This window comes from Pseudoduganella flava (genome assembly GCF_007830495.1).
Classification (GTDB): domain Bacteria; phylum Pseudomonadota; class Gammaproteobacteria; order Burkholderiales; family Burkholderiaceae_D; genus Rugamonas; species Rugamonas flava.
Map to the genome: position 1 here is coordinate 246,458 of NZ_VLKW01000010.1, position 22,582 is coordinate 269,039.

The 22,582-nt window shown below is 67.2% G+C and carries 23 protein-coding genes; 6 read left to right on the forward strand and 17 right to left on the reverse strand.

The genetic code is table 11. The annotated features are described in order from the left end of the window. Positions 1-62: 62 nt before the first annotated feature. Positions 63-971: a LysR family transcriptional regulator gene (locus IP92_RS23155; RefSeq protein WP_145879668.1), complete on the forward strand. Its 909-nt coding sequence runs from the start codon at positions 63-65 to the stop codon at positions 969-971. A gap of 4 nt (positions 972-975) precedes the next feature. Here IP92_RS23155 and phaR read toward each other — a convergent pair whose 3' ends face one another. Further along, positions 976-1,536, reverse strand: a complete 561-nt coding sequence (gene phaR / locus IP92_RS23160; protein ID WP_145879671.1) for a polyhydroxyalkanoate synthesis repressor PhaR — start codon at positions 1,534-1,536, stop codon at positions 976-978. Positions 1,537-1,764: 228 nt separating this feature from the next. Beyond that, positions 1,765-3,528 carry a class I poly(R)-hydroxyalkanoic acid synthase gene (phaC, locus tag IP92_RS23165; RefSeq protein ID WP_145879673.1) on the reverse strand — a complete coding sequence of 588 codons (1,764 nt, stop codon included), beginning with the start codon at positions 3,526-3,528 and terminating at the stop codon, positions 1,765-1,767. Between the two features lie 47 nt (positions 3,529-3,575). Between phaC and IP92_RS23170 the strand changes: the two genes are divergently transcribed. Next, entirely contained in the window at positions 3,576-3,767 is a 192-nt protein-coding gene (locus IP92_RS23170) for a hypothetical protein (RefSeq protein WP_145879676.1), read from the forward strand. A 2-nt stretch (positions 3,768-3,769) separates the two neighbouring features. On the opposite strand, the gene pgeF is transcribed toward IP92_RS23170, so the two are convergent. Both pgeF and IP92_RS23180 read right to left on the reverse strand, forming a co-directional pair. After that, entirely contained in the window at positions 3,770-4,561 is a 792-nt protein-coding gene (gene pgeF, locus IP92_RS23175; protein ID WP_145879678.1) for a peptidoglycan editing factor PgeF, read from the reverse strand. Continuing rightward, positions 4,558-5,652 carry an RluA family pseudouridine synthase gene (locus tag IP92_RS23180; protein ID WP_371860965.1) on the reverse strand — a complete coding sequence of 365 codons (1,095 nt, stop codon included), beginning with the start codon at positions 5,650-5,652 and terminating at the stop codon, positions 4,558-4,560. The genes pgeF and IP92_RS23180 overlap by 4 nt, the downstream gene beginning before the upstream one ends. Before the next feature lie 64 nt (positions 5,653-5,716). On the opposite strand from IP92_RS23180, the gene IP92_RS23185 reads away from it, so the two are divergent. Further along, positions 5,717-6,520, forward strand: a complete 804-nt coding sequence (locus IP92_RS23185; protein WP_145879683.1) for an outer membrane protein assembly factor BamD — start codon at positions 5,717-5,719, stop codon at positions 6,518-6,520. 471 nt (positions 6,521-6,991) lie between these two features. Here IP92_RS23185 and yaaA read toward each other — a convergent pair whose 3' ends face one another. Beyond that, positions 6,992-7,759, reverse strand: a complete 768-nt coding sequence (gene yaaA, locus IP92_RS23190) for a peroxide stress protein YaaA (RefSeq protein ID WP_145879686.1) — start codon at positions 7,757-7,759, stop codon at positions 6,992-6,994. Between the two features lie 38 nt (positions 7,760-7,797). On the opposite strand from yaaA, the gene IP92_RS23195 reads away from it, so the two are divergent. Genes IP92_RS23195 through IP92_RS23205 form a run of 3 tightly spaced genes read left to right on the forward strand, consistent with a single transcriptional unit; the run spans position 7,798 to position 10,330 of the window. Then, entirely contained in the window at positions 7,798-8,280 is a 483-nt protein-coding gene (locus tag IP92_RS23195; protein WP_145879688.1) for a putative toxin-antitoxin system toxin component, PIN family, read from the forward strand. A 25-nt stretch (positions 8,281-8,305) separates the two neighbouring features. After that, positions 8,306-9,493, forward strand: a complete 1,188-nt coding sequence (locus tag IP92_RS23200) for a pyridoxal phosphate-dependent aminotransferase (protein WP_145879690.1) — start codon at positions 8,306-8,308, stop codon at positions 9,491-9,493. After that, positions 9,494-10,330: an HD-GYP domain-containing protein gene (locus tag IP92_RS23205; protein WP_145879692.1), complete on the forward strand. Its 837-nt coding sequence runs from the start codon at positions 9,494-9,496 to the stop codon at positions 10,328-10,330. 21 nt (positions 10,331-10,351) lie between these two features. Here the strand turns inward: IP92_RS23205 and IP92_RS23210 are convergent, their stop codons facing one another. The 12 genes from IP92_RS23210 to IP92_RS23265 all read right to left on the reverse strand — a co-directional run bounded on the left by IP92_RS23210 (position 10,352) and on the right by IP92_RS23265 (position 22,578). Beyond that, positions 10,352-11,398: a tetratricopeptide repeat protein gene (locus IP92_RS23210; RefSeq protein WP_145879694.1), complete on the reverse strand. Its 1,047-nt coding sequence runs from the start codon at positions 11,396-11,398 to the stop codon at positions 10,352-10,354. Continuing rightward, complete coding sequence (locus tag IP92_RS23215) at positions 11,395-12,288, reverse strand: ExeA family protein (RefSeq protein ID WP_145879696.1); 894 nt, start codon at positions 12,286-12,288, stop codon at positions 11,395-11,397. Before IP92_RS23215 ends, IP92_RS23210 begins: the two co-directional genes overlap by 4 nt. After that, positions 12,288-14,057, reverse strand: a complete 1,770-nt coding sequence (gene mshL, locus IP92_RS23220) for a pilus (MSHA type) biogenesis protein MshL (protein ID WP_145879699.1) — start codon at positions 14,055-14,057, stop codon at positions 12,288-12,290. The genes IP92_RS23215 and mshL overlap by 1 nt, the downstream gene beginning before the upstream one ends. Positions 14,058-14,074: 17 nt before the next feature. Further along, positions 14,075-14,443 (reverse strand): MSHA biogenesis protein MshK, encoded by a 369-nt coding sequence (locus tag IP92_RS23225; RefSeq protein WP_229418932.1) that lies wholly within the window; start codon positions 14,441-14,443, stop codon positions 14,075-14,077. Next, positions 14,428-15,219: a type II secretion system protein M gene (locus tag IP92_RS23230; RefSeq protein ID WP_145879701.1), complete on the reverse strand. Its 792-nt coding sequence runs from the start codon at positions 15,217-15,219 to the stop codon at positions 14,428-14,430. The genes IP92_RS23225 and IP92_RS23230 overlap by 16 nt, the downstream gene beginning before the upstream one ends. Further along, positions 15,216-15,923 (reverse strand): PilN family protein, encoded by a 708-nt coding sequence (locus IP92_RS23235; RefSeq protein WP_145879703.1) that lies wholly within the window; start codon positions 15,921-15,923, stop codon positions 15,216-15,218. The genes IP92_RS23230 and IP92_RS23235 overlap by 4 nt, the downstream gene beginning before the upstream one ends. After that, complete coding sequence (locus IP92_RS23240; RefSeq protein ID WP_145879705.1) at positions 15,920-16,861, reverse strand: type IV pilus biogenesis protein PilM; 942 nt, start codon at positions 16,859-16,861, stop codon at positions 15,920-15,922. Before IP92_RS23240 ends, IP92_RS23235 begins: the two co-directional genes overlap by 4 nt. A gap of 132 nt (positions 16,862-16,993) precedes the next feature. Continuing rightward, positions 16,994-20,155, reverse strand: a complete 3,162-nt coding sequence (locus tag IP92_RS23245) for a DUF6701 domain-containing protein (protein WP_229418933.1) — start codon at positions 20,153-20,155, stop codon at positions 16,994-16,996. Between the two features lie 12 nt (positions 20,156-20,167). Beyond that, entirely contained in the window at positions 20,168-20,629 is a 462-nt protein-coding gene (locus tag IP92_RS23250) for an agglutinin biogenesis protein MshP (protein ID WP_229418934.1), read from the reverse strand. Continuing rightward, positions 20,626-21,477, reverse strand: coding sequence for a prepilin-type N-terminal cleavage/methylation domain-containing protein (locus tag IP92_RS23255; RefSeq protein ID WP_145879709.1), 852 nt, complete (start codon positions 21,475-21,477; stop codon positions 20,626-20,628). The genes IP92_RS23250 and IP92_RS23255 overlap by 4 nt, the downstream gene beginning before the upstream one ends. A 1-nt stretch (position 21,478) precedes the next feature. Then, complete coding sequence (locus IP92_RS23260) at positions 21,479-22,024, reverse strand: type II secretion system protein (RefSeq protein ID WP_145879712.1); 546 nt, start codon at positions 22,022-22,024, stop codon at positions 21,479-21,481. Continuing rightward, a complete protein-coding gene (locus IP92_RS23265; RefSeq protein ID WP_145879713.1) occupies positions 22,021-22,578 on the reverse strand; it encodes a prepilin-type N-terminal cleavage/methylation domain-containing protein in 558 nt (185 codons plus the stop codon). Before IP92_RS23265 ends, IP92_RS23260 begins: the two co-directional genes overlap by 4 nt. Between the last annotated feature and the right edge of the window lie 4 nt (positions 22,579-22,582).

Genomic DNA, 22,582 nt, shown 5'->3' on the forward strand with positions numbered 1-22,582 from the left:
GAAGCAGGATAGGCGTGCACGCGGTATATTAGAAATGAATTACCAGAATACGAGCCATAGACATGATCAATCTGCTCCGCCTCGACCTGAACCTCCTCGTCACGCTCGACGTCCTGCTCGAGGAGCACAATGTGACGCGCGCCGCGGCACGCTTGCACTTGTCGCAGCCATCGATCAGCGTACAGCTGGCGCGGCTGCGCGACATGCTCAAGGATCCCCTGCTCCTGCCCGGTCCGCGCGGCATGCGCCCGACGGCACGCGCCGAGGAGCTGCGGGCACCGCTGCGCCAGGCCCTCGAATCGCTGGAACAGGCGGTGGCGCCCTCCGCGCCGTTCGACCCGGCCGCGGCCAGCCAGACGTGGTGCGTGGCCGCGTCGGACTACGGCGAGTCGACCGTCGTGCTGCCCGCGCTGGCCGGCCTGCGCGCGGCCGCGCCGGGCACGCGGCTGGCCGTCGTCGAGATGCATCCGGCCCGCATCGCCCGCCAGGCCGAACAGGGCGACATCGATCTTGCCTTCCACACCGTCGCCGGCTCGCCGCCGGGCCTGCGCCGGCGCACGCTGTTCGCGGAACGCTATGTGCTGGTGGGCCGCGCCGGCCATCCGCGCCTGAAGCGCCGGCCCACGCTGGCGCAGTTCTGCGCGCTCGACTTCGCGATCGTGTCGCCCGACGGCGGCGGCTTCGAGGGCGTTACCGATGCGGCGCTGGCCCAGGTGGGCGCGCAGCGGCGTGTCGTGCTGTCGGTGCCGCATTTCCTGTTCGTCGCATCGGCCGTCGCGCAGACGGATCTTGTCGCGATGCTGCCGCAGCGCCTGGCGCGCCAGCTGCAGGGATCACAGGATTTGCGGGTGGTGGAAGCGCCGGTCGACGTGCCGGGCTACGAGATGGCGATGCTGTGGCATGAGCGCCTGCATCGCGATCCGGCGCACCGCTGGCTGCGCGAGCATGTCGCCGCAGCGGTGCGAGACTAAGGGATTACTTCTTGTCGGTCGGTGCCGGCGGCACGGCGAACGGGAAAGCACCGAACAGGTTCTTGCTCTGGTTTTGCATCTGCTCCTGCATCTGCACGAACAGGCTCTTGCTCTGGTCGATGTAGTTGTTCATCATGCCCTGCATGATCGGCGCCTGCACGTTCATGAACTGGGTCCACATCTCGGGGCTGAACGTCTTGCCGTCGAAATTGGCGGCGCTTTGCGTCAGGCGGCGCTGGATGTCGGTGAACGCCTGGACGTTCTTTTCCAGGTAAGTCCCCATCATGCCCTGCATCGCGTGCCCGTAGTAGCGGATGATCTGGGCCAGCACGTCCGTCGAAAACATCGGCGCGCCGCTGGCCTCTTCCTCGAGAATGATCTGCAACAGGATGCTGCGGGTCAGGTCTTCGTTCGACTTCGCGTCAACCACCGTGAACGGCTCATTGTCCAGCACCAGCTGCTTCACGTCGGTGAGCGTGATATACGAGCTGGTCTGCGTATCGTAGAGCCGGCGATTGGGGTACTTCTTGATCAGGCGTTCGGCAGTTTTCTTTACACTACTCATCACAAGTCCGATTGGTGGTCATATTGCGCCGCAGCGCATACCGTGTTGACTTCGAAAAAAAAGCGAACCGAGAGTTCGCTTTCACTAGCCCTGCGCACCCTATTATAGAGTGAAAATTTCGCGCAATGTACGTTGCGTTATATGAAATTGGCATTAAGAACGCGTTATTGCAACGCAACCAGCACACCATCCGGGAAAAGCCGGCATCGTTTCCAACCGTTTCTCGGCTTAATCAGCCTTTTCCTTCACGTAACGGCCCGGCGCAGGCTCGATCGGCTTGTACTTCGCGCTGCCCAGCTTGGTCCGGGCCTTGACGTCCTTGCCGCCGTGTTCCGCCAGGAACGCGGCCCATTGCGGCCACCAGCTGCCTGGCTGTTCCGTCGCGCCGGCAAACCACGCCTCCGGGTCTTCCGGGCGGCCGTCGCTGATCCAGTGACTGCGCTTGTTCTTGGACGGCGCATTGATGACGCCCGCTATGTGCCCCGATGCGCCCAGCACGAAGCGGTTCGCCTCGCGCTTGCCCGGATTCAGGATGTTCATCGAGCCATAAGCGGACGTCCATGGCACGATGTGGTCCTCGCGGGAGCCGTAGATGAACGCCGGCGCGTCGATCGTGCCCAGGTCCACGGGGACGCCGCCGACCTTCACGCGCCCCGGGTCCTTCAGCTTGTTCTCCAGGTACGTGTTACGCAGGTACCAGCAGAACATCGGGCCCGGCAGGTTCGTCGAATCGGAGTTCCAGTACAGCAGGTCGAACGGCGGCGGCTCGTTGCCCTTCAGGTAGTTCGACTGCACGTAGTTCCATACCAGGTCGTTCGGGCGCAAGCTGGAGAACGTGCTGGCCAGGTCGCGGCCCGGCATCAGGCCGCCGTGCGCGAGGGCCTGTTCGCGCAGCTGCACTTGCGGCTCATCGACGAACACGTTCAGCACGCCCGTGTCGGAAAAGTCCAGGAACGTCGTCAGCAGCGTCACGCTGGCCGCCGGCTGTTCGCCGCGCGCGGCCAGCACGGCCAGCGCGGTCGACAGCAGCGTGCCGCCGACGCAGAAGCCCAGCGTGTTCAGCCGCGGCTCCTTCGTGATCTCCTGCACCACACGGATCGCCTCGATCACGCCCTGCTCCGTGTAGTCGTCCCACGACGTCTTCGCGAGCGATGCGTCCGGGTTGCGCCACGAGACGAGGAACACGGTATTGCCCTGCTCCACCGCGTAGCGCACCAGCGAGTTTTCCGGCTGCAGGTCGAGGATGTAGAACTTGTTGATGCACGGCGGGACCATCAGCAGCGGGCGCTGTTTCACGGTCTCCGTCAGCGGCTTGTACTGCAGCAGCTGGAACAGCGGGTTCTCGTAGACGACCTGCCCTTCCGTCGTGGCCAGGTTACGGCCCACTTCGAACGCCTTTTCGTCGGACAGCGAGATGTGGCCCTTCTGCATGTCGGCCAGCATGTTCTTCAAGCCGCGCGTCAGGCTTTCGCCCTTCGTCTCGATCAGCTTCTGCTGGGCCTCGGGATTGGTAGCCAGGAAGTTCGCCGGCGACATCGCATCGACGAGCTGCTGCACGGCGAAGCGGATCTTCTGCTTCTGGTGCGGCGTGGCCTCGACGGCGTCCGCCATCGCCAGCAGGAACTTGGCATTGAGCAGGTAGGCCGCCGCGTTGAAGGCGGTGATCGGGTTGGCCTTCCACGCGTCGCCGGCGAAGCGGCGGTCGCGGATCTCGGGCGTCTTGCCCTCCAGGACCTGCTGCCACAGCGCGCCCAGTTCGGCCATGTATTCGTTCTTCAGCGTCTCCAGCACGTCCGGCCGGAACGTGGCGCCGGCGTCGCGCAGCATCGCGAGGCCGGGGAAATTCGGCGGAAGATGGGCGGCGAAACTCTCGGGCAGATTGCCGGGGAAACCCGCCGGGAAATTGGCGGGAAAACTAGCGGGCGGCATCCAGGCCTTCCACTGCTCAGGGTTCATCCAGCTGGCCATCGTCTGCGCGTCGGGCATATTCATGTGCATTCCATTTAGAATTGATCTGTCAAATCCAACCGAAACTACCAATGCTGATCGTTGCACTTGCCTGGATTTACGTCGTTCTGTTGATGGCGCTGACGGAACCGACGATCGTCGCAGGCATCATGACTTTCCTGCTGTACTGCGCTCTTCCACTCGGGATTCTATTCTATGTGACGGGCGGCAGGCGGCGCAAACGCCGCCGTGCGGCGGCGCGCAGGGATACGCCGGAACCCTGACGTTACCGCAGCCAGATGAGGCTGGCCTGGCGCCCCGTGACACCGTCGCGCCGGTAGGAGTAAAAGCGGCCGGAATTGGACACGGTGCAGAAGTCGCCGCCCCACACCCGCGGCACGTCCATGCCGTACAGCGCGACGCGCGCCAGCGCATACAGGTCGGCGTGGTACTTGCCGGGCCGCGCGGCGATCGGCGTGAAAGCATCGCGCACGGACGCCTCCTCCATTGTGCCGCGCTGCAGGAACGTGTCGAGCACCTCCTGCCCCACTTCGAAGCGGTTCGGGCCGATGGCCGGGCCGAGCCACGCCATCAGCTCGCCGGCCCCGGCGTCGCGCATCGCCGTGACCGTCCTTTGCAGCACGCCGTCGGCAAGGCCCCGCCAGCCGGCGTGCGCGGCGCCGACGATTTTGCCTTTCACGTCGCACAGCAGCACCGGCAGGCAATCGGCCGTCAGGATCGCGCAGACGATGCCGCGCTCGCGCGCATAGCTGGCGTCCGCGACCGGCGGATCGGCTTCCGGGTTGATCGCCGCCGCATCCAGTACGACGGTACCGTGGACCTGCGTCAGCCAGGCGGGCTCGGCAGGCAGTTCGGCGCGCAGGATGTCGCGGTTGCGCTCGACGCATTTGGGCGAGTCGCCCACATGGGTGCCCAGGTTCAGGCCGCCCTTGCCCTGGCCGTCGTCATACGGCGGCGGGCTGACGCCACCGCGCCGGGTCGTGCACAGGACGCCCACATTGTCCGGGACATCTGGCCAGTCGGGCAGCAGCCATTGCGTCGCGTTTTTCGCGTTCATTCTTCGTCGTCGTAGTCGTCTTCGTCGAAATTGTCGTCGCCGTGCAGCGCGGTTTCGTCCGGCTCTTCGATGCCGGCCTCGTCCAGCAGCGCACGGAAGTCGTCCGCCAGCGGGATCTGCCATTCGCAGTGCTCGCCGGTAACGGGATGCACAAGGCCGAGCCGGCGCGCCTGCAGCGCCTGGCGGTGGAACACGCCCGTCAGGTGCGGTTTGCCATACACGTAGTCGCCCACCAGAGGATAGCCGAGGTGGGCCATGTGCACACGAATCTGGTGGGTGCGGCCCGTCTCCAGGCGGCATTGCACGAGGCTGACGGGGCGGCGGTCCAGCTCGCCGGACACGAGCCGCTCGTAATGCGTGATCGCGGGCTTGGCGCCGAAGCCCGTCGAGACGGCCATCTTGACGCGGTCGCGCTGGTGCCGGCCCATCGGCGCATCGACCGTGCCGGACAGGCGCGGGGTGCCCCACACGAGCGCCCAGTATTCGCGCTTGACGCTACGCGCCTGCAGCTGGCGCACGAGATCGGTCTGGGTCGGCAAGTCCTTGCCGATGACCATCAGGCCGCTCGTATCCTTGTCGAGGCGGTGGACGATGCCGGCGCGCGGCACGCCGCCCAGCTGCGGCCAACGGTGCAGCAGGCCGTTCAGCAAGGTACCGGACCAGTTGCCGGCGCCCGGATGGACGACGAGGCCGGCCGGCTTGTTAATGACGATCAGGTTGTCGTCCTCGTAGACGACATCGATGTCGATCGGCTCGGGCGTGAACGCCACGTCTTCCGGCGCGGCCTGCGGCAGCACGACGATCTTCTCGTCGCCGTACACGGTGGCGCGCACCTTGGCCGGCTTGCCGTCGACGGTGACGAAGCCTTCCTCGATCCAGCTTTGCAGCCGGCCGCGCGAGAATTGCGGCACCAGTTTCGCGACGATCTTGTCGAGGCGCTCGCCGCAGACGTCCGGCGTCAGCTGCAGTTCGATCGGCGCCAGCGGATCGGCGGGGCCGGCGTCGTCGGCGATGAATTCGCCTTCAAAGTCGGTCTCGAAATCGGTGTCGGGCAATTGTTCAGCCGGATTCGGCTCACGATTCAATATCACAGCATTCCCATCGGCTATAATCAGCCAGGTTGTATCTTGTTTAAACGTCTTCTTGCACGCGAACATGCAAAAAAAATTGAAGGTAGTCGCAGCGTCCGTCGTATTGTTCAGCTTATCGGCCTGTGGCCTGTTGCCGGAACAGGCGGACGAGACCAAAGGTTGGTCCGCAACGAAATTATACTCGGAGGCCAAGGAAGAACTGGCCGGCCAGCACTACGAGCGGGCAATCCAGCTGTTCGAGAAGCTTGAAGCGAGTTATCCGTTCGGCGTCTATGCGCAGCAGGCGCAGATGGAAGTGGCCTACGCCTACTACAAGGCGCAGGACCAGGCCCAGGCCCTGGCGGCCGTGGAGCGCTTCATCAAGCTGCACCCGAACCACCCGAACGTCGATTACATGTACTACCTGCGCGGCCTGATCAACTTCAACGACCAGATCGGCCTGTTGAACTTCATCTACGAACAGGACCCGGCCGAGCGCGACCCGAAAGCGACCCGCGAAGCATTCGCCGCGTTCAAGGCGCTGGTCGACAAGTTCCCGAACAGTAAATACACGCCGGACGCGATCGATCGGATGAAGTACCTGATCAACGCGATGGCGACGTACGAAGTGTACGTATCGCGCTACTACTACCGCCGCGGCGCCTACCTGGCCGCCGCGAACCGCGCCCAGGACGCGATCCGCGACTACCGCGACTCGCCGTCGATCGAGGAAGCGCTGTGGATCATGATCCGCAGCTACGACAAGCTGGGCAACGTCACCCTGCGCGACGACGCCCTGCGCGTCTTCAAGCTGAACTACCCGAACAGCAAGTTCCTCGACGAGGGCGCCCCCAAGCCCGAGCGACGCTGGTGGAAGTTCTGGGGCTGAGTCGGGGTTTCGCGGCGCATGCGCCGCGCCGACTCAGCGGCCTAGGCTTGCAAGCCTAGGCCTGGGCAGAGAGCCGGGGTTTCGGGGCGCATCCGCCCCGCCGGGGCTGAGCGGGGGTTTCGCCGAGCACTGCTCGGCGCCCGCTCAGCGACGATGGCCTGCAGGCCATCGGCTGGGACAGGCGAGCCCGCGGCTCCCTGCCTGTTCGCCCACCACACGTGAGGGGTAGACATTCTCTACCAAGGTAGGGCGCGCTCCAATCCGTTGCCGCAGAGTCCGTGTCCAAAAACAGGGGTTGACCCCAAGGTAGACACGAGCTCAACAACAGCATTCAGTACCGCCGAGCCCGTGTCCTGTCGGTGTCCTGTCGGGGTCTGACCCCAAAGGGACACGAGCTCAACAACCCGGTTGCACAGCCGAGCCCGTGTCCCGTCGGGGTCTGACCCCAGAGGACACGAACTCGAGCATAGACTAAGCCACCTTCCGCCTGAACACCCAAGTCCCGTCATTCGACGCTTCAGGAGCAAACGCATACCCATCCACATCGAACTTCTTCAACTCCTGCGGATCGGTAATCGAATGCAAGGCCGCATACCGCGCCAGCATCCCCCGTGCCCGCTTGGCGTAGAACGAGATGATCTTGTACTTGCCGTTCTTATATTCCTCGAACACGGGCGTGATCACCGGCACGGCCAGCTTGGCCGGGCGCACGGACTTGAAGTATTCCTCGGATGCGCAGTTGACGAGCCACTTGGCGCCCTGCTCCGCCACCACGCCGTTCAGCGCGTCGGTGATCAGGTCGCCCCAGAACGTGTACAGGTCCTTGCCGCGTGCGTTCTTCAGCCGCGTGCCCATTTCCAGCCGGTGCGGGTGGATCAGGTCCAGCGGCCGCAGCAGGCCGTACAGGCCCGACAGGATGCGCACGCGGCCCTGCGTGTAGTCCAGCTGGGTTGGGGTCATCGTGCGCGCGTCCAGGCCGTCGTAGACGTCGCCGTTGAACGTCATCACGGCCTGGCGGGCGTGCGCCGTGTCCGTCGTCCACGACGCGTAACGGGCGACGTTCAGCGTCGACAGCGCGTCGGACAGGTCCATCAGTTCGGCCAGTTCATGCGGCGAAAATTCGCGCATCCGCTCGATCAGCTGCGCCGAGTGATCCAGGAACGCGGGGCGGGTGGCGATGTCGGTGGTGGGAGGGGTGTCGAGGTCGAGACTCTTTGCGGGGGAAAGCACTATCAGCATATCATTCGGAACCATACTGCAAAACAAGAATTTCCTACATGATACCCGCTTTACCCCCAACCCTGCCGACGAGCTCATCCATTCGCATCGTCATCGACACCAACGTCTGCCTCGACCTGTTCGTCTTCCGCGACCCGCGCTGGGCGGCCCTGCTGGCCGCGCTGGAAAGCGGCGCCGTCGAAGCCGTCACCCGCGCCGACTGCCGCGACGAATACCGCATCGTGCTGCACTACCCTCACCTGCCGCTGGACGACAGCACGCGCCCGGCCAGCGCCGAGCGCTTCGACGCGCTGATCAAGGTCGTCGCGCCGCCCGAGTCCGGCGTGCGCCTGCCCGTCTGCACCGACAAGGACGACCAGAAGTTCCTCGAAGTGGCCCGCGATGCCGGCGCCCGCGTGCTGATCACGAAGGACAAGGCGCTGCTGAAGCTCGCGAAACGGCTGCGCAACGCCGGCATGTTCGACGTCATCCCACCGGAGAAATGGACGCTCCCCGCGGCGCCCGATGCTGCGCTAGAATGAAGCGACATCCTTCGGACCGCACACGATGAACGACCAGCAGCCGACCACTCCGAATTCCCCGACACCGCACTTGCCTACCCGGCTTCCCGCCGTCGGCACAACCGTGTTCACCCGCATGTCAGCGCTCGCGCAGCAGCACGGCGCCGTGAACCTGGGCCAGGGCTTCCCCGATTTCGCCTGCGATCCGCGGCTTGTCGACATGGTGGCCGACGCGATGCGTGCCGGCCACAACCAGTATCCGCCGATGACGGGTGCGCCCGTGCTGCGCGAGGCGATCGCCGCGAAGATCGCCAGGCTGTACGGCCACGCGTACGACGTGAATACCGAGATTACCGTGACGGCCGGCGCCACCCAGGCGCTGACGACGGCGATCCTGTGCGCCGTCCACCCGGGCGACGAAGCGATCGTCATCGAGCCCGCGTACGACAGCTACATGCCGGCCATCGAGCTGGCGGGCGGCATCGTCGTGCCGGTCGCGATGACGCTGGACGACGCCGGCTACCGCGTGCCGTGGGACCAGGTGCAGGCCGCCGTCACGGCGAAGACGCGCCTCATCGTCGTCAACACGCCGCACAACCCCACCGGCACGGTGCTGCGCGATGCCGACCTGCAGGCGCTGGCCGATATCGTGCGCGGCACGGACGTGCTGATCCTGTCGGACGAAGTCTACGAGCACATGGTCTACGACGGCGAACGGCATGCGTCGATGAGCCGGCATCCGGTGCTGGCGGCGCGCAGCTTCGTCGTCTCCAGCTTCGGCAAGACGTATCACACGACGGGCTGGAAGATCGGCTACGTGGCCGCGCCCGCGCCGTTGACGGCGGAGTTCCGCAAGGTCCACCAGTACAACGTGTTCAGTGTGAACGCGCCGATGCAGCACGGGATCGCCGCCTACATGGCCGACCCGGCGCCGTACCTGGAACTGCCGGCGTTCTACCAGAAGAAGCGCGACCTGTTCCGTGCGGGCCTTGCCGGCAGCCGCTTCGAACTGCTGCCGGCGGACGGCACCTACTTCCAGTGCGTACGCTACGGCGCGATTTCGGACTTGCCGGAAAGCGCGTTCGCAGAATGGCTCACCAGCGAGATCAAGGTCGCGGCGATCCCCGTCTCGCCGTTCTACCGCCAGGCGCGCGAGTCCGGCATCGTGCGCTTCTGCTTCGCGAAGAAGGACGAGACGCTGCACTCGGCACTGGAGCGGCTGGCCCGTATCTGAATGTCCGCACCCGGCATCGACGAACTGGAGGACCCGGCGCGCCTGCCGCCGCCATCCGTGCTGCGCGGCCTGAACGCCGTGCAGCGCCGCCTTGAATCGATGCAGGAATCACCCGCCGCCGAGAGCTGGCGCGCGCTGGCGCGTGAGCTGCTGCATGCGCTGGACCTGTCGCACGACGTGGCGCTGGCCTGCGTGCTGCGCAACCAGATCGGCGGCACCTATGCACTGCGGCACAGCGTGGAGACGGCCGTGATCGCGGCACTCACGGCGCGCCACCTGCGCGTGCGCCCCGTCCACCTCTTGACCCTCACCTCCGCCGCGCTGGCTCTGCACACGACGGGCCGCCACGAAGCGGGCCCGCACACCGTGCGCAGCGCCGAGGCGGAACACGACTGGTTCACGCGCCAGCTGCTGGCCCACGCGCCCGGCCACGCGCCGGACGAGCCCGTGCTGGCCACGGGCGCGCGGCTGCTGCGGATGGCGGACCGTTATTGCGCCGGCATCTCGGCGCGCAACTACCGCCGTTCGCTGCTGCCGGACGATGCGCTGGCGCGCGTGCTGGCCGATGCCCCGGACGAAGGCCTGGCCGACGCGTTCCGGCGCGAGATCGGCCCCTTCCCGCCGGGCACCGTGGTCAGGCTGGAGGGTGGCGAGACGGGTGTGGTACTGCACCGCGACGGCGGCCAGCCGGAGGTGCTGTGCCTGCGGGATGCGGCAGGCCGCGCGTTGCCGGTGGCGCTGCCGCGCCGCGCGCCGATCGCGTGCGCGCTGGGCGATGACGATTGCGACGTGCGCGTGTCGATGAAACAGGTGTGGGGGCCGCTGGCCAGCCTGTGACCGGGGCGCGGCTCGGCTCGACTACGAGTCCAGCTGCGCGAGCTTGCGCTCGACGAATTCCTGCAGCTCCGGCGTCAGCCCGGCCGCCTTGGCCTTCAAGTACGCATCGCGCGCACCCGGCAGCTGCCCACCCTGCCGTGCAATGCCGAGCCCCATCCACCACACGCCGCTCTTCGGCTGCAGCCGCAGCGCCGCCTCGTACTGCTCGGCCGCTTCCGCGTAGCGCCGCTGCTTCTGCAGCACGCCGGCCAGGAAGGCCATGTAGGCGGCATTGTCCGTCGCATGGGGCAGCGTGCGCCGCAGCGTCTCGACGGCCGGGCCGCCGTGCTCCAGCTGCAGCCGCGCCAGCACCATCGCCAGTTGCGGCTGATTCGCATTGATGCCGAGGCCCAGCGCGGCTTGGCGGATCGCATCGTCGACGCGGCCGTTCTCGATCAGCAGGCCCACCAGCGTCTGGCGCGCGGCCTCGTGGCGCGGCTCGGCCTGCACGGCTTGTTCCAGCGCCGCGATGGCATCCTGCACGCGGCCATCCTGCACGGCGGCCAGGCCGCGGCGGTAGGCATTTTCGGCGCGCTGTTGCGGGGTCGTCGTTACGCCTTGCGCCGGCATGGCGTCGGCAACCGGGGCTGGACGGGGTTCGGCGGCTGCCTTGCGCTCCCGCCGCGGCTTCGGCGCAGCCGCCTCGGCGGGCACGGCCTCGGGCGCTGCACGCGGTGCCGGTTCGGGTGCGGGCACTGGCGCCGCCTCGGCAACCGTCGGATCGGCCGCGGGTGCGGCCGGCGCGGGCGGCGATTCCGGCACCGACTTCGGCACCGGCGTCGGCACTGGCGCGGCAACCGGAGGCGCCGCAACCACGGGCACCGGCGCCGCCGGCGTACGGTTCACGTAGTACCAGACACCGGCACCCACGGCCACGATCAGCGCGCCGACACCGGCGCCGGCGGCAATCGCCGTGCGTGCCGTGCGTGCTGTCCGATCCGGTGCGACCGGGCGGACGTCGCCGGTGGCCGCGCGCGGTGCGCCGCCGCGGGCATCCAGGTCTTGCAACATCTTGTTTATCAGGCTCATCTTGTCAACGCCACAGTGATGCCGCATGCGGCGGCGGCCAGCGCGGCCAGTCCCGCCATCCATGGCCAGCGCAGCGGCGCACGCGCGCCCAGCGTGTCGCCGGCGGCGAGTGCGACGTGGCGCTTCTCGACCAGCTGGCGGCCCTCGCCATACGCCAGCATCAGCGCCTTGTGCGCGACGATGTTGACGAGGCGCGGAATGCCGCCGGTGGCGCGGTAGATCCGGCGCACGGCGCGCTGGCTGAACAGCCGCGCGCCCGTGAAGCCGGCCACGCGCAGGCGGTGCGCCAGATAGTAATCCAGGTCGTCGCGCGACAGCGCGCCCAGGTGGTAGTGGAACGTGATGCGCTGGGCCAGCTGGCGGATCTTCGGGTCGGCCAGGTGCGCGTTCAATTCGGGCTGGCCGAACAGCACGATCTGCAGCAGCTTGCGCTTTTCCGTTTCCAGGTTCGTCAGCAGGCGCAGCGCTTCCAGGCTCTCCGTCGGCAGCGCCTGCGCCTCGTCCACGCACAGCACCACGTGCTTGCCGCGCGCGGCCAGCTCCAGCAGCCGGATCGTCAGCGACTTCACCAGCTGGTGCTGGTCCACGTCGCGCGGCAGCGCGATTTCCAGTTCGTCGGCCACGGCCAGCATCAGCGCGCGCGGCTCCAGGTACGGGTTCGGCACATAGGCCGTCATGAACTCGTCGCCCAGGGTCGCCATGAACTTGCGGCACAACAGCGTCTTGCCGGTCCCCACCTCGCCCGTGATCTTGATGAAGCCCTCGCCCGAGCGCGCCGCAACCAGCAGCGTGTTCAGCGCTTCCTGCGAATGCGGGCTGCCGAAGAAGAAGCTCGTATCCGGCGTGATCGAGAACGGCACTTCCGCGAGGCCGAAGTGGGATTCGTACATCACTTGCCCCGGTTGTTCGGATCGAGCTGCTCGATGCGGCGCACCGTGTCGCGCATCTCCTGCGTCATGCTGCCCGCATCGTCGACGATGGTCGGCTTGATCAGCACGACGAGCTCGCGCTTCTGGCTGACGCTGTCCTTGTTGCGGAACAGCGCGCCCAGCACGGGCACGCTGCCGACGCCCGGCAGCTGCGACTGGTCGCTGGTTGTCGCCTGGCGCATCAGGCCGCCGATGGCGACGATCTCGCCGTCGCGGCCGCGCACCATGCTGTCCATCTCCGACGTCGACGACGCCGCCAGCGGCAGGTTCACCGAGCCGGCGGTGCCGAGGCTGACGGTCTTGTTGACGGTGGTGACGTTGCTGACTGACGGGTGCACGTGCAGCATGATGTGGCCTTCCTCGTCGATCTGCGGCGTCACGTCCAGCAGCACGCCGGAGAAGAACGGCTGCACGATGACGTTCGGCGTCACCGTGTTGCCGGTCACGTTCGAGTTCGTCGTCGTCGAGATGCCCGTCACGAAGAATTCGTCGGTGCCGATCTTCAGCACGGCCTTCTGGTTGTTCATCGTCGCGATGCGCGGGCTGGACAGCACGTGCACGGTGCCCTGCGATTCCAGGAACGAGATCATCGCCGAGAAATTACTGGTCTGGAACGCGAGGCCGAACATCGTGCCCAGCGCGTCGGCCGCCGACACCAGGTTGCTGCCCGGCGTGCCGGACAGCCCGTTGCCGTTCCGTTGCGGGAACGCGCCGGCCGCATCGCGCGTCGTCAGCACGCCGCCCGGGCCGATGATGCCGACGCCGCCGGCGCTGTTGCCCGCCTGCCGGAACGCGGCCCAGTTGACGCCGGACTGGAAGCCGCTGTTCAGCTGCACTTCGAGGATCTTCGCTTCCAGGATCACCTGGCGCTCGACGGCCAGGCGCGTGGCCTTCAAGTACTCGTCCACGGCGCGCAGTTGCGGCGGCATCGCGCGCACCAGCACGACGCCCGATTGCGGCGTGATGATGACCTTGCGGCCGTCGTCTCCGGCGCCCACGATCGCCTCCAGCGCGGCGCGCAGCTCGACCCAGAAGTTCGCCTCGGACGTGGTCTTGACGTTGCTGGCATCGTCCTGCACGGAGCGCACACCGCCTTCCTGCTGGCCGTTCTCGTTCTGCTGCTGGTTCTGGTCGGCCGTACCCGTGCCGGACTGGCCGTTCTGCCCGTTCTGGTTATTGCGCGGCACGGAGTTGATCGACGTGGACGACACGCGCACGTTCGAGATGCCGCGCCGGTTGCCCGTCAGGTAGTTCACCTTGAACATCCGGGTCTGGATCGTCAGCGGGCGGATGTAGATCCGGTTGCCTTCGACCTTGTAGTCGTAGCCGTACAGTTCGCGCACGGCGTCGAGCGCCTCGAAGATCGTCACGTCCTTCAGGTTCGCGGACAACGTGCCCGTCACCTCGGGCGACACCAGCATGTTGTAGCGGGTGCCCGTGGCGATCGAGTTGAAGAACTGCTGCGCCGGCACATTGTTCAACGCGACGTTGAAGCGCTCGTCCAGCACGGCGCGCGCCTTCGGCAGTTGGGCGGCCAGCGCCGGTGCCGGCGGCAGCAGCGCCGCTTCGACGGGATCGGGTGCGCGGTCGCGCTGCGCGGCGGCCTTCGCGGCCGCGTCGCGCACGTCGCCGCGGATCGTGTCGTAGGTGGTGCGCCGGCCGGCCGTATCGCAGCCGGCCAGTTGCCCGGCCAGCACGGCGGCGGCCGCCAGCGTGATCAGAGTTCGCATCGTGGTAGTCGTTGTCTTCATTGTTGTTCCGTGCGCGTTGCCGCCGCTGCCGGTTTCGGATACAGGCGCAGCACTTGGCGCGCCTTGCCACGCCGCAGCACCACTTCGTTCTCGCCCACCTTCTCGACCAGCGCGCCTTGCCAGCGGCTGCCCTGCCGTACCATTTCGCCACTAATCACGGCGACGCGGCGCCCTCCTGGCTCGCGCGAGACAAGCACGGATTGCAGCTCCGGCCCCGGCGGCGGGCCCGGCTCCGGCTCGCCCTCGGCGCGCGGCATCAGGCCCGGCGGCGGCTGGGTCGGGTCGGCCGTCTGCGCCGCCACGCCCCCATGGACCAACAACGGGGCCAGCAGCGCGGCAAGCATCAGTATTACAAAGCGATCCATTTCTCGTCCAGGCTCAGGGTGTACAACGTCAAGGTCAACGTTGTCTTGTCGTGTTCGGTGGCATCCAGTGCCGCCTTGCCCCAGAACACCTGCACGGGCAGGCGCTCCAGCGCGCGCATGTACGCGACCATGTCCGCGTAGGCGCCTTGCAGCACGATCCGCACGCCGTGCCGATACAGCAGAGGTTCCTCGGCCACGGACGCCGCCGTCGCTGGGGAAGGCGGGGCGGAAAGCGGCGCCGGCGCCACGCCCGGCGGGGTCGTCGTCAGCGGCGTGACCGGCAGCACGGGCCCCGCCGCCGGGGCCGGCCCCATTTCGGCCGGTGCGCCGCCGTCGGCGAAACGGCCATCGGTCGTGCCAGCGGGCGGCAGCGTCTTCAGCGACACCAGTTTCAGGCGGCCGTTCTGCTGCACCATCTGCTGCAATAACGCACTCATGCGGTTCGGCTGCACGAGGCCGCGCTGGGCGTTGCGCAGCGTGGCGCGCAACGCATCGTTCTCGGTGCGCAGCACGGCCAGCCGCTTGCGCGCCGCCGCATCCGGGTCGGCCTGTGCCGCCGCCTGCTTCTGCGCGATCTCGACGTCGATACCGGCCAGCTGGGCGCGCTGCTGCAGGATCGCGGCGCGCAGCGTGCGCTCCTGCGTATGGGCCGGTTCGATGAAGCCCATGTAGACGATGAAGATCACGGCCGCCACCGCGGCCGCACCGGCCATGGCCCGCTCGCGCAGGCTGAGCGCATCGATGCGTGCCGCCCATTTCAGCCACATGGCTTTCATCGCGCGCCCCCCGCTGCTGGTTTGTCGCCGGACGAGCGCAACGAGAATTCGATGTACGGCGGGACCACCTGCACCGGTGCGGCCGGCGCCGCAGGAGCCGCGGCCGGCGCTGGGTCGACCGCCGTTGCTCCCGCAGCCGCCGGCACCGTCACCGGCGCGGGCCGCGCGATCTCGACGCTGCCGAACGCCTTGCCCTGCAGCGCCGGTTCGCGCGCCAAGCTGCCCAGGTAACCCGGCAGCAGCTCCGCCCTCAGCGCGCGGCCGCGCAGGCCGATGTCGGCCGCGCTGCCGTCCACGTCGACGCCGGTCAGCCACAGGCCGCTGACGTGCGTGCGCGCCAGCGCCTCGAAATACGCCGAATACCCGCGCGGATCGCCGACGCGGTTCTGTTCCAGGATGTCGGCCACGCCGCGCAGCGCCCGGTGCTCCTGCTCGGCGCGCGCCAGTTGCTGGTCCACCGTCGCATCCTTCGCGCGCGGCACCAGCGCCGACAGCGTGGTCTGCTTGCGCACCTCCGCTTCGCGCAGTGCCGCCTGCAGCCTGGCCGATTCCGTTTCCAGCACGGTCACGCGGCTGCGCGCGGCCACCGCGACGGCCACCGATGCGAACAGCGCCGCGCCCACCATCAGCGCCAGCGCGGGCGCCGTCAGGTAGCGCTTTTCCTTGCGAAAGCGCGGGTTGAACAGGTTGATCTGCTGGCTCATGCCACCGCCCCTTCGTCGCGCAGCGCGCCGCCCAGCGCCGTGAAGAAGCGCGCCTGCTGCGCGGCATCGCGCAGTTCCGGCACCTGCGCCAGGTCGAACACGGTGTCCAGGTCGAGCAGGTCGACGGGCAGGTACAGGTTCGCGGACAGGTAGTCGTGCAGGCTGCTGCCGCCCGTCGGGCCCAGCACCAGCTTGGCCACCGCCACGTGCTGGTACTGGCGTTCGAAGTTGTCGAGCGAGCGTTGCAGCTCCAGCGCGATGCGGTCGTACAGGTGCTGGCGCTGTTCAGCGGGCCCTTCGACCTGGGCCAGCGTGATGTCGATGCGGCGCGCCAGGTACAGCTCGCCGCGGAACGTCACCGTCAGCATGCCGCCGTTGTCGTCGAACGCCAGCATCGCCAGGCCGCGGCCATCGGGCTCCAGCAGCGCGGCGATGTTGCGCTGCGCCGTCTCGGCGATGTCGATCGCGGCGAGATCCACCTTCGCTTCCGTGTACAGGTTCTGCAGCGCCTCGATGATGCCGTTGCGCGCGGCCACGGCGAACACCTGGTGGTTGTGCGCGGGCGCGTTCGGCGCGGGCGGGATGTCGAGCACGTCGATCGTGGCTTCGGGCACGGGGAAGTCGATCAAGTCCTTCAGGCGCCAGCCGACGGCCGTCTTCAATTCACCTGCTGGCACGTTCGGCGCCTCGACCGCGAGCAGCTGGTATTCGCCCGGCACCAGCACGCTGGAGCAGTAACGCTCGGCCGCGCCCAGCTCCTTGCCGACGCGCGCCAGCAGGCCCGCGGCCTCGGCGCGCGCACCGGGGTGCCATGCCGCCGCCAGCACCGTGGGCCTGGCATCCGTGCGCCGTTCGACGATGGCCGCGCTGACACCCGCCGCCCCCGCGCACACCGCGAGCCAGCCCTGTTTTTTCTTAGTTTTGCGCCAGAACGCCATCCGCCGTCTCGATATTGGGTAATGCTTGCAAAAAACGTTGCAGTGGCTTGATTATATTCAAGATTCACACGCGCTCCGGTAGCAATAAGCTATGTGCGCGACATTTTTTTCGCCTTTTGATCAAAAAAAGGCTCAGTAGATTTCCCGCAGGTACGTGTAAGGGCTCGTCACGGTGCCGAACGTCAGGTTGCCAGTAGTGCTCGGCAACCACAGCGGCGCATCCAGGTACATCGGCGCGATGCCGGTCTTGCCGGCCCCCGGCGCCTTCAGCTTGACGATGCCGCTGCCGTTCGTGATCTGGCCGACCGTGGCCGGATCGACCACCGGCACCACGTTGCAGCCGCTCGCGCCCGGCAGATTCTTGCACGCCTCGAACTTCACATTCGCCGCCGTGAACGTGGTGGAGGAATCCTTGTCCATGTCGTACCAGCCGGCCACACCGGCAAGCGTGCCGAACATCTGCGGCTTGATCGTCACGGACAGCGGCTGCAGCGCACTGGCGCGCATGTCCGGCACCAGCATGCGGCCCGCGACGATGCGCACGCCGCCCTCCACCGTGGCGGCGTCGCGCTTGGACGTCACGTTGTCGCTGCCCGTCGTCTCGACCGCCCGCACGTACACCGAGACAGGCTGCGGCCAGTTGTTGGCCGCCGGCGCGGTGCGCTTGTACATCACATTGCTCGGGAACGCGTAGGTCGGGCTGACCGTCGCGGCGCCCTGCGTGAAGACGCTGGCCGCGATCGCCGTATTCGTGAACGACGAGGTGGCCGGCAACACCTGCTGCGTGCTGCCGTTCGGCTGCGTCCATGGCGACAGCGCCACGTCCTGCGCCAGCGACAGCCGGTAGTTGTTGACCTTGGCGCCCTTGGCATTGCGCGCCTCGACCCGCACACTGAACGGCTGGCCAGCGTAGGCCATCGTGCCGATCGCCGACACGGGAGTCGTCGCCAACGCGGGGCACGCCGCGGCCGTCACACAGGGTGTCACCGTGCCGGTAACGATCGTCGCGAAGGCAGACGGGTAGAAGCGGCCTACGTTGATCGAATTACCCGTCACGTCGCCGCTGCCCAGGTAGGATCCTTCCTTCTCGCCGGCCTTCGGTTCCAGCGACGAATTCACCTTGATGACGCCGATATCGTCGAAGTAGAACGTACCGGTGGCGATGCCGGCGGCGAAGGCGCCGAACTGGTTGTCCGTCTTCGCGACCTTGGTGCCCCACGCCAGCTCCGTGGACGCCTGGTTCGTCGCCACGTCGGCCACCATCGCATCGATCGGCGAGCCGTCCGCCGTCGTCGCCGGCAGCACGCGTACCTTGATTGTCACTGGGTCCGTCTCGCGCCCGAAGTTCGGCGCCGCGTTAGTGAGGCCCGGCATCAGCGCGCGCACCGTCATTGTGAACGGCGTGCCGGCGGCCACGAACGGCGGATCGGTGGCGCTCGCCGGATCGCGCGCGGCGTTCTGCGACTGCGCCAGCAGCAGCAGGCTGGTCGGGCGCGACACGAACGATCCCGTCGAACCGAGGCGTGCCTGGTTATCGGTGACGAACAATTCGATCCGGCCGACGTCCTGGTAGCGCAGCATGAAATCGGTCGGATCCGTTTCGGCCTTTGCGTTCGCCGCGCGGCTGGACGGCACGCCGCCGGGGAACAGGATGTTGTTGACGCCGCTCCACGCGGTCGACGTCTGGTCGGGAATCACGCCGTTCGATGCGCATAGCGGCAGCGTCAGCGTGGTGGTGCGCAGGTTGTAGGTGGCTTGCACGCCGGCGTGCGTCGTCGGGTCCACGCAGCTGAGCGCGAAGCGCATCGGCAACGTCGTGTTGCTGTTGGCGAGCGCCGTCGGCACGCCTTTCGCCGTGAACGTGATCCACATCCGCAGGTCGGTGTTCGCGTTCCACTTGTCGAGCGACAGCGGGTTGCACGGCTGTGCCGGGTCGCCGAACGGCACGTTGTGTACGCATTGTGCATCGGTAAACACGAAGACCGGCGTGAACGTCTGCGCGCCGACGCGGGCCGTCACCGTGGACGTGTTGTTGCCGTCGTAGTAGTCGAACAGTTTGCCGGCCACCGAGACGGCGAACGTGATCATGCCCGCGGTGCCCTCGGCCGGCGTCACCGTCAGCGTGATCGGCGGCAGCGTCGTGTTGCTCTTCACCGTGCCGGAATACGTGCAGGTGAGCCGCTGCGACACGACGGTGCAGGTCCAGTCGGTGCCGGTCGCGCCGCCGAAAATCAGCGACGCGGGCAAGAGGCCGGACACGATCAGCGGACCGCCCTCGTCCATCGGGCCGTTGTTGACGACGGAGATTGTGTAGGTCGTCGCCGCCGACGGCACCAGCGCGCCGTTCAGCGTCAACGTCACGCCGCGGTCGGTGGCCGGCACGTTCGGCGCCGCGATGATCTCCGCGTTGAGCAACACCAGGTCCTGGCCCGACGTATAGGTGGTCTTGGCCGACGACTGGCCGCCCGCGATGATGGGCGACTTCACCGTATAGGCGTCGAAGTCGATGCCGTACGACGCCGTATCGCCGTTGACGTTGCTGACGGAATTGAACTGGTTGCCGCTGTCGTTGTAGGCGTCGGTCTGCTCGACGCCGTTGTAGCGCAGCGTTTCGCCGCCGCCCGACAGCGTCGGGTCGCCCTCCCACGTGATATGGCCGACACGCCCCGTCAGCGTGCCGATCGGGCTGGGTGTCAGGAAGTTCGCCAGGGTCAGCTCGACGGACGAATAGCGGATGTACTGGAAGCCTTCGTACACGTTCAGCACGCGGAAGGTCTCCTTGCTCTGGCCGTAGATGACGAGCAGCTGGAAGCCGCCCAGCACGCCGGACACGGCGCAGTACGACTCCCTGTCGATCGTCAGGTTGCCGGCCGAGTAGTAGCCGTTGCCCTTCGCCTTGACCTGGTCCGTCACGTCGGCCGCGCCGGAAAAATAGTTGTAGCCGACGGTGCTGGACGTGAACTGGCGCGGCGCCGGCGCCGTGATGCTCTTGCCGTCGAACGTCACCGTATAGTCGGGCGTCGAACCGGAGCCGGCCCAGTACAGGTAGGCCGCGAGCACCGTGGCGCCGCTGGGAAGGCCGCCGAGATACATCGACACGGACGACGTCGTGGCGCAGGGATCCCAGTAATTGGAAGACGTGCGCAGCGTCGCCTCGGTGCCCGTGAAGTTGATATTGCCGGCAAAGCTCTTGAACAGCACGATCGGGGTATCGGCGCGCGCGCCCTGCCCCGCCAGCCCCAGCACCAGCGCCAGCAGCGCCGCATACAGTCGCGCAGTGAGTTGATTCATCATCGTTCGCATTCGTCAGAACACCACTTGCACGACCCGCTGCACGTAGTCGGCACCGGGCGCCGGATTCGGGCAGGCGCCGGCGGCCGTCGGTTGATTGCATGCGGTGGAGACGATCGTCGTCTTGGCTTGTTGGCTGCCGTCCGTCATGTTCACCGAAATCGTGCTGCACGTGACGGACACCGTCATCGTCGCCAGCGAACCGGGCGCCTGGAAGTTCACGTTGCCGCACGTGTTGTTGCGGTTCAGCTGGAACATCTCGTACTGCGCGCCGGAGCGGGCAGCCTCGTACGCGCGCGTGCCCAGCAGATCGAGCGCCGACGCGCGATGCTGCGCCGTCGACAGCGCAACGATCGCCACGCCCAGGCCGGCCAGCACGACCAGCAGGAAAACCGCCGTCACGATGGTGACGCCGGCGGCGCGGCGCAGCCGCGGCACGCGGTTCAGGTGGGAGAGCATGTGCGCGCGGGATGTCATATCGGGTTATCCAATTGCGTCTGCCGTACGAGCCGCGCCGATTCGCCGCCGGCCCTTTGCAGGGTCAGCGCCATTGTCATCAGCGCGCCGCCGCGGCCGGCCAGCGGCACGTTGTTGAACGCGCAGCCGGCCACCATGCCCGTCAACACGGCCGGCGTGCCCAGCGCGGCCAGATTGCCGACGCCGGAGACGATGTTCGTCGTGTAATAGCGCTGCAACGTCCCGCCGCCGTTGGCGGCCGGCGTGCACACATAGGTGACCGTGCCCGTGACGACCTGGAACATCTGTTGCGGCGACTGCGTGCTGGCGAACAGGTTCTGCTGCAGCGTCACGCGCGTGCCGTTGATCGCGGCCACGCGCGAGATGTTGTCGGCACCGGCGCCGAACGCATACGCATTCGCCGGCGGCGTGCCGCTGTTCGCGATCACGATGTAGTCGCCCGGCACGATGGCCTGGCGCCCCGTCGGCGCGGCGCCGACGATGTCGAAGCTGGGGTTGCCGCCGACGAAATCGAGCGGCAGCAGCGTGGCGGGCGGCTGGAACGCCGCATCGATGTAGCGCGCGCCCGTCTTCGTCAGCAGGAATTGGATCGTCTGGTTACCGTTGTACAGGCCGATGCTGAACGGCAGCGCCAGGCGCAGTTCGCGGCTCATGCGCCGCAACGCCAGGTCGGCCGCATCGGCCATGTCGGCACGCGCCTCTGTGTCGATGTAGCCTTGCACGGGCAGCCGGATGAATGCGGCCGTCATCGCCGCGACGATGCCGGTGACGACGATGACGATGATCGCCTCGACCAGCGTGAAGCCGGCCTGGCCGCGTGCATGACGATGGGAGTGGCGTTGGCGCATGTCAGAAGTTGTTCGGCGCAAAGCGGGTGCGGTAGCTTTCCAGGGTCACCGATTCGTTGCCGTAGGTGACCGTGACCACGATGCGCAGTGCGTCGGTTGCCGGTACCATGGCGCTGCCAGGCCCGAGATTGCCCGCCTGCGTGACAGTGACGGTGGCCGCATACCCCGCGGGGAAATTCGTGCCGGCCAGGTCGGTCGCGTAGACCACTGGGGCACCGTTCGCAGCCCCGTAATCGCTCACGTTGTCGAACGGGCGCGCATTGTCCTTTTCCGGGCCCAATCCTTCGGGCGTCGTCGCGCACTGCGCCGCACTGGTCGCGAACTGGGCATTGGGGTCGGCCGGGTCGCAGAACGTGAACGCCGCCGACCGCACTTCGTCGAGCAGACCTTCGGCGATCGCCATCGCCTGCTTGCGGCGGATCGGATCCGCGCTGCGCGCCGTGTTCTGGCCGATCACCTGCAGCACTGCCACGACGGCGATGCTGATGACGATGATGAACACGATCAGTTCGATCAACGTCAGGCCGCGCTGACGGGAACGCATCATCGGGTGTAGCCCGTTTCCTGTTCGACCAGCGTGACGCGCGTCTGGCCACCGCCGGTGACCTGCACGGCGAGCCGGTTCACGAACGTGCTGGTGTTGCCGTCGTTCGGGTAGAACGGCCGGCCAGCGGGATCGAAATAGAACATCGCGGCAGCAGTCATCGCCAGTCCATTCGGTACGCCTTCGCATGCCCACGTCGACAGATTGCCGCATCGCGCCAGCGTGTTCGCGCTGTCGGAATTCTTGCCGGCCGCGGCGGTGACCGGCTGGGTGCAGGCGGCATCGTAGCACAGCGCCACGCTGGCCCCGTCCAGGCGCACGAACACGTTGCGGTTCTGGGCGATCGCCTGTTTCTGGCCGTAACGGATCAGCGCGGTGACCTGGTTCGAATAGCTCGTCGTGTCGAACGTGGCGCGATCGAAGAAACGGGGTGCCATCACCGCCGCCAGGATGCCGGTGACGACCAGCACGAGGATCAGTTCGACGAGCGTAAACCCAAACTGCCCGGCACGGTGGCCAGGCAGTTTCGAAGTGCGCGAGGGAGAAATGGCCGTCATGCAG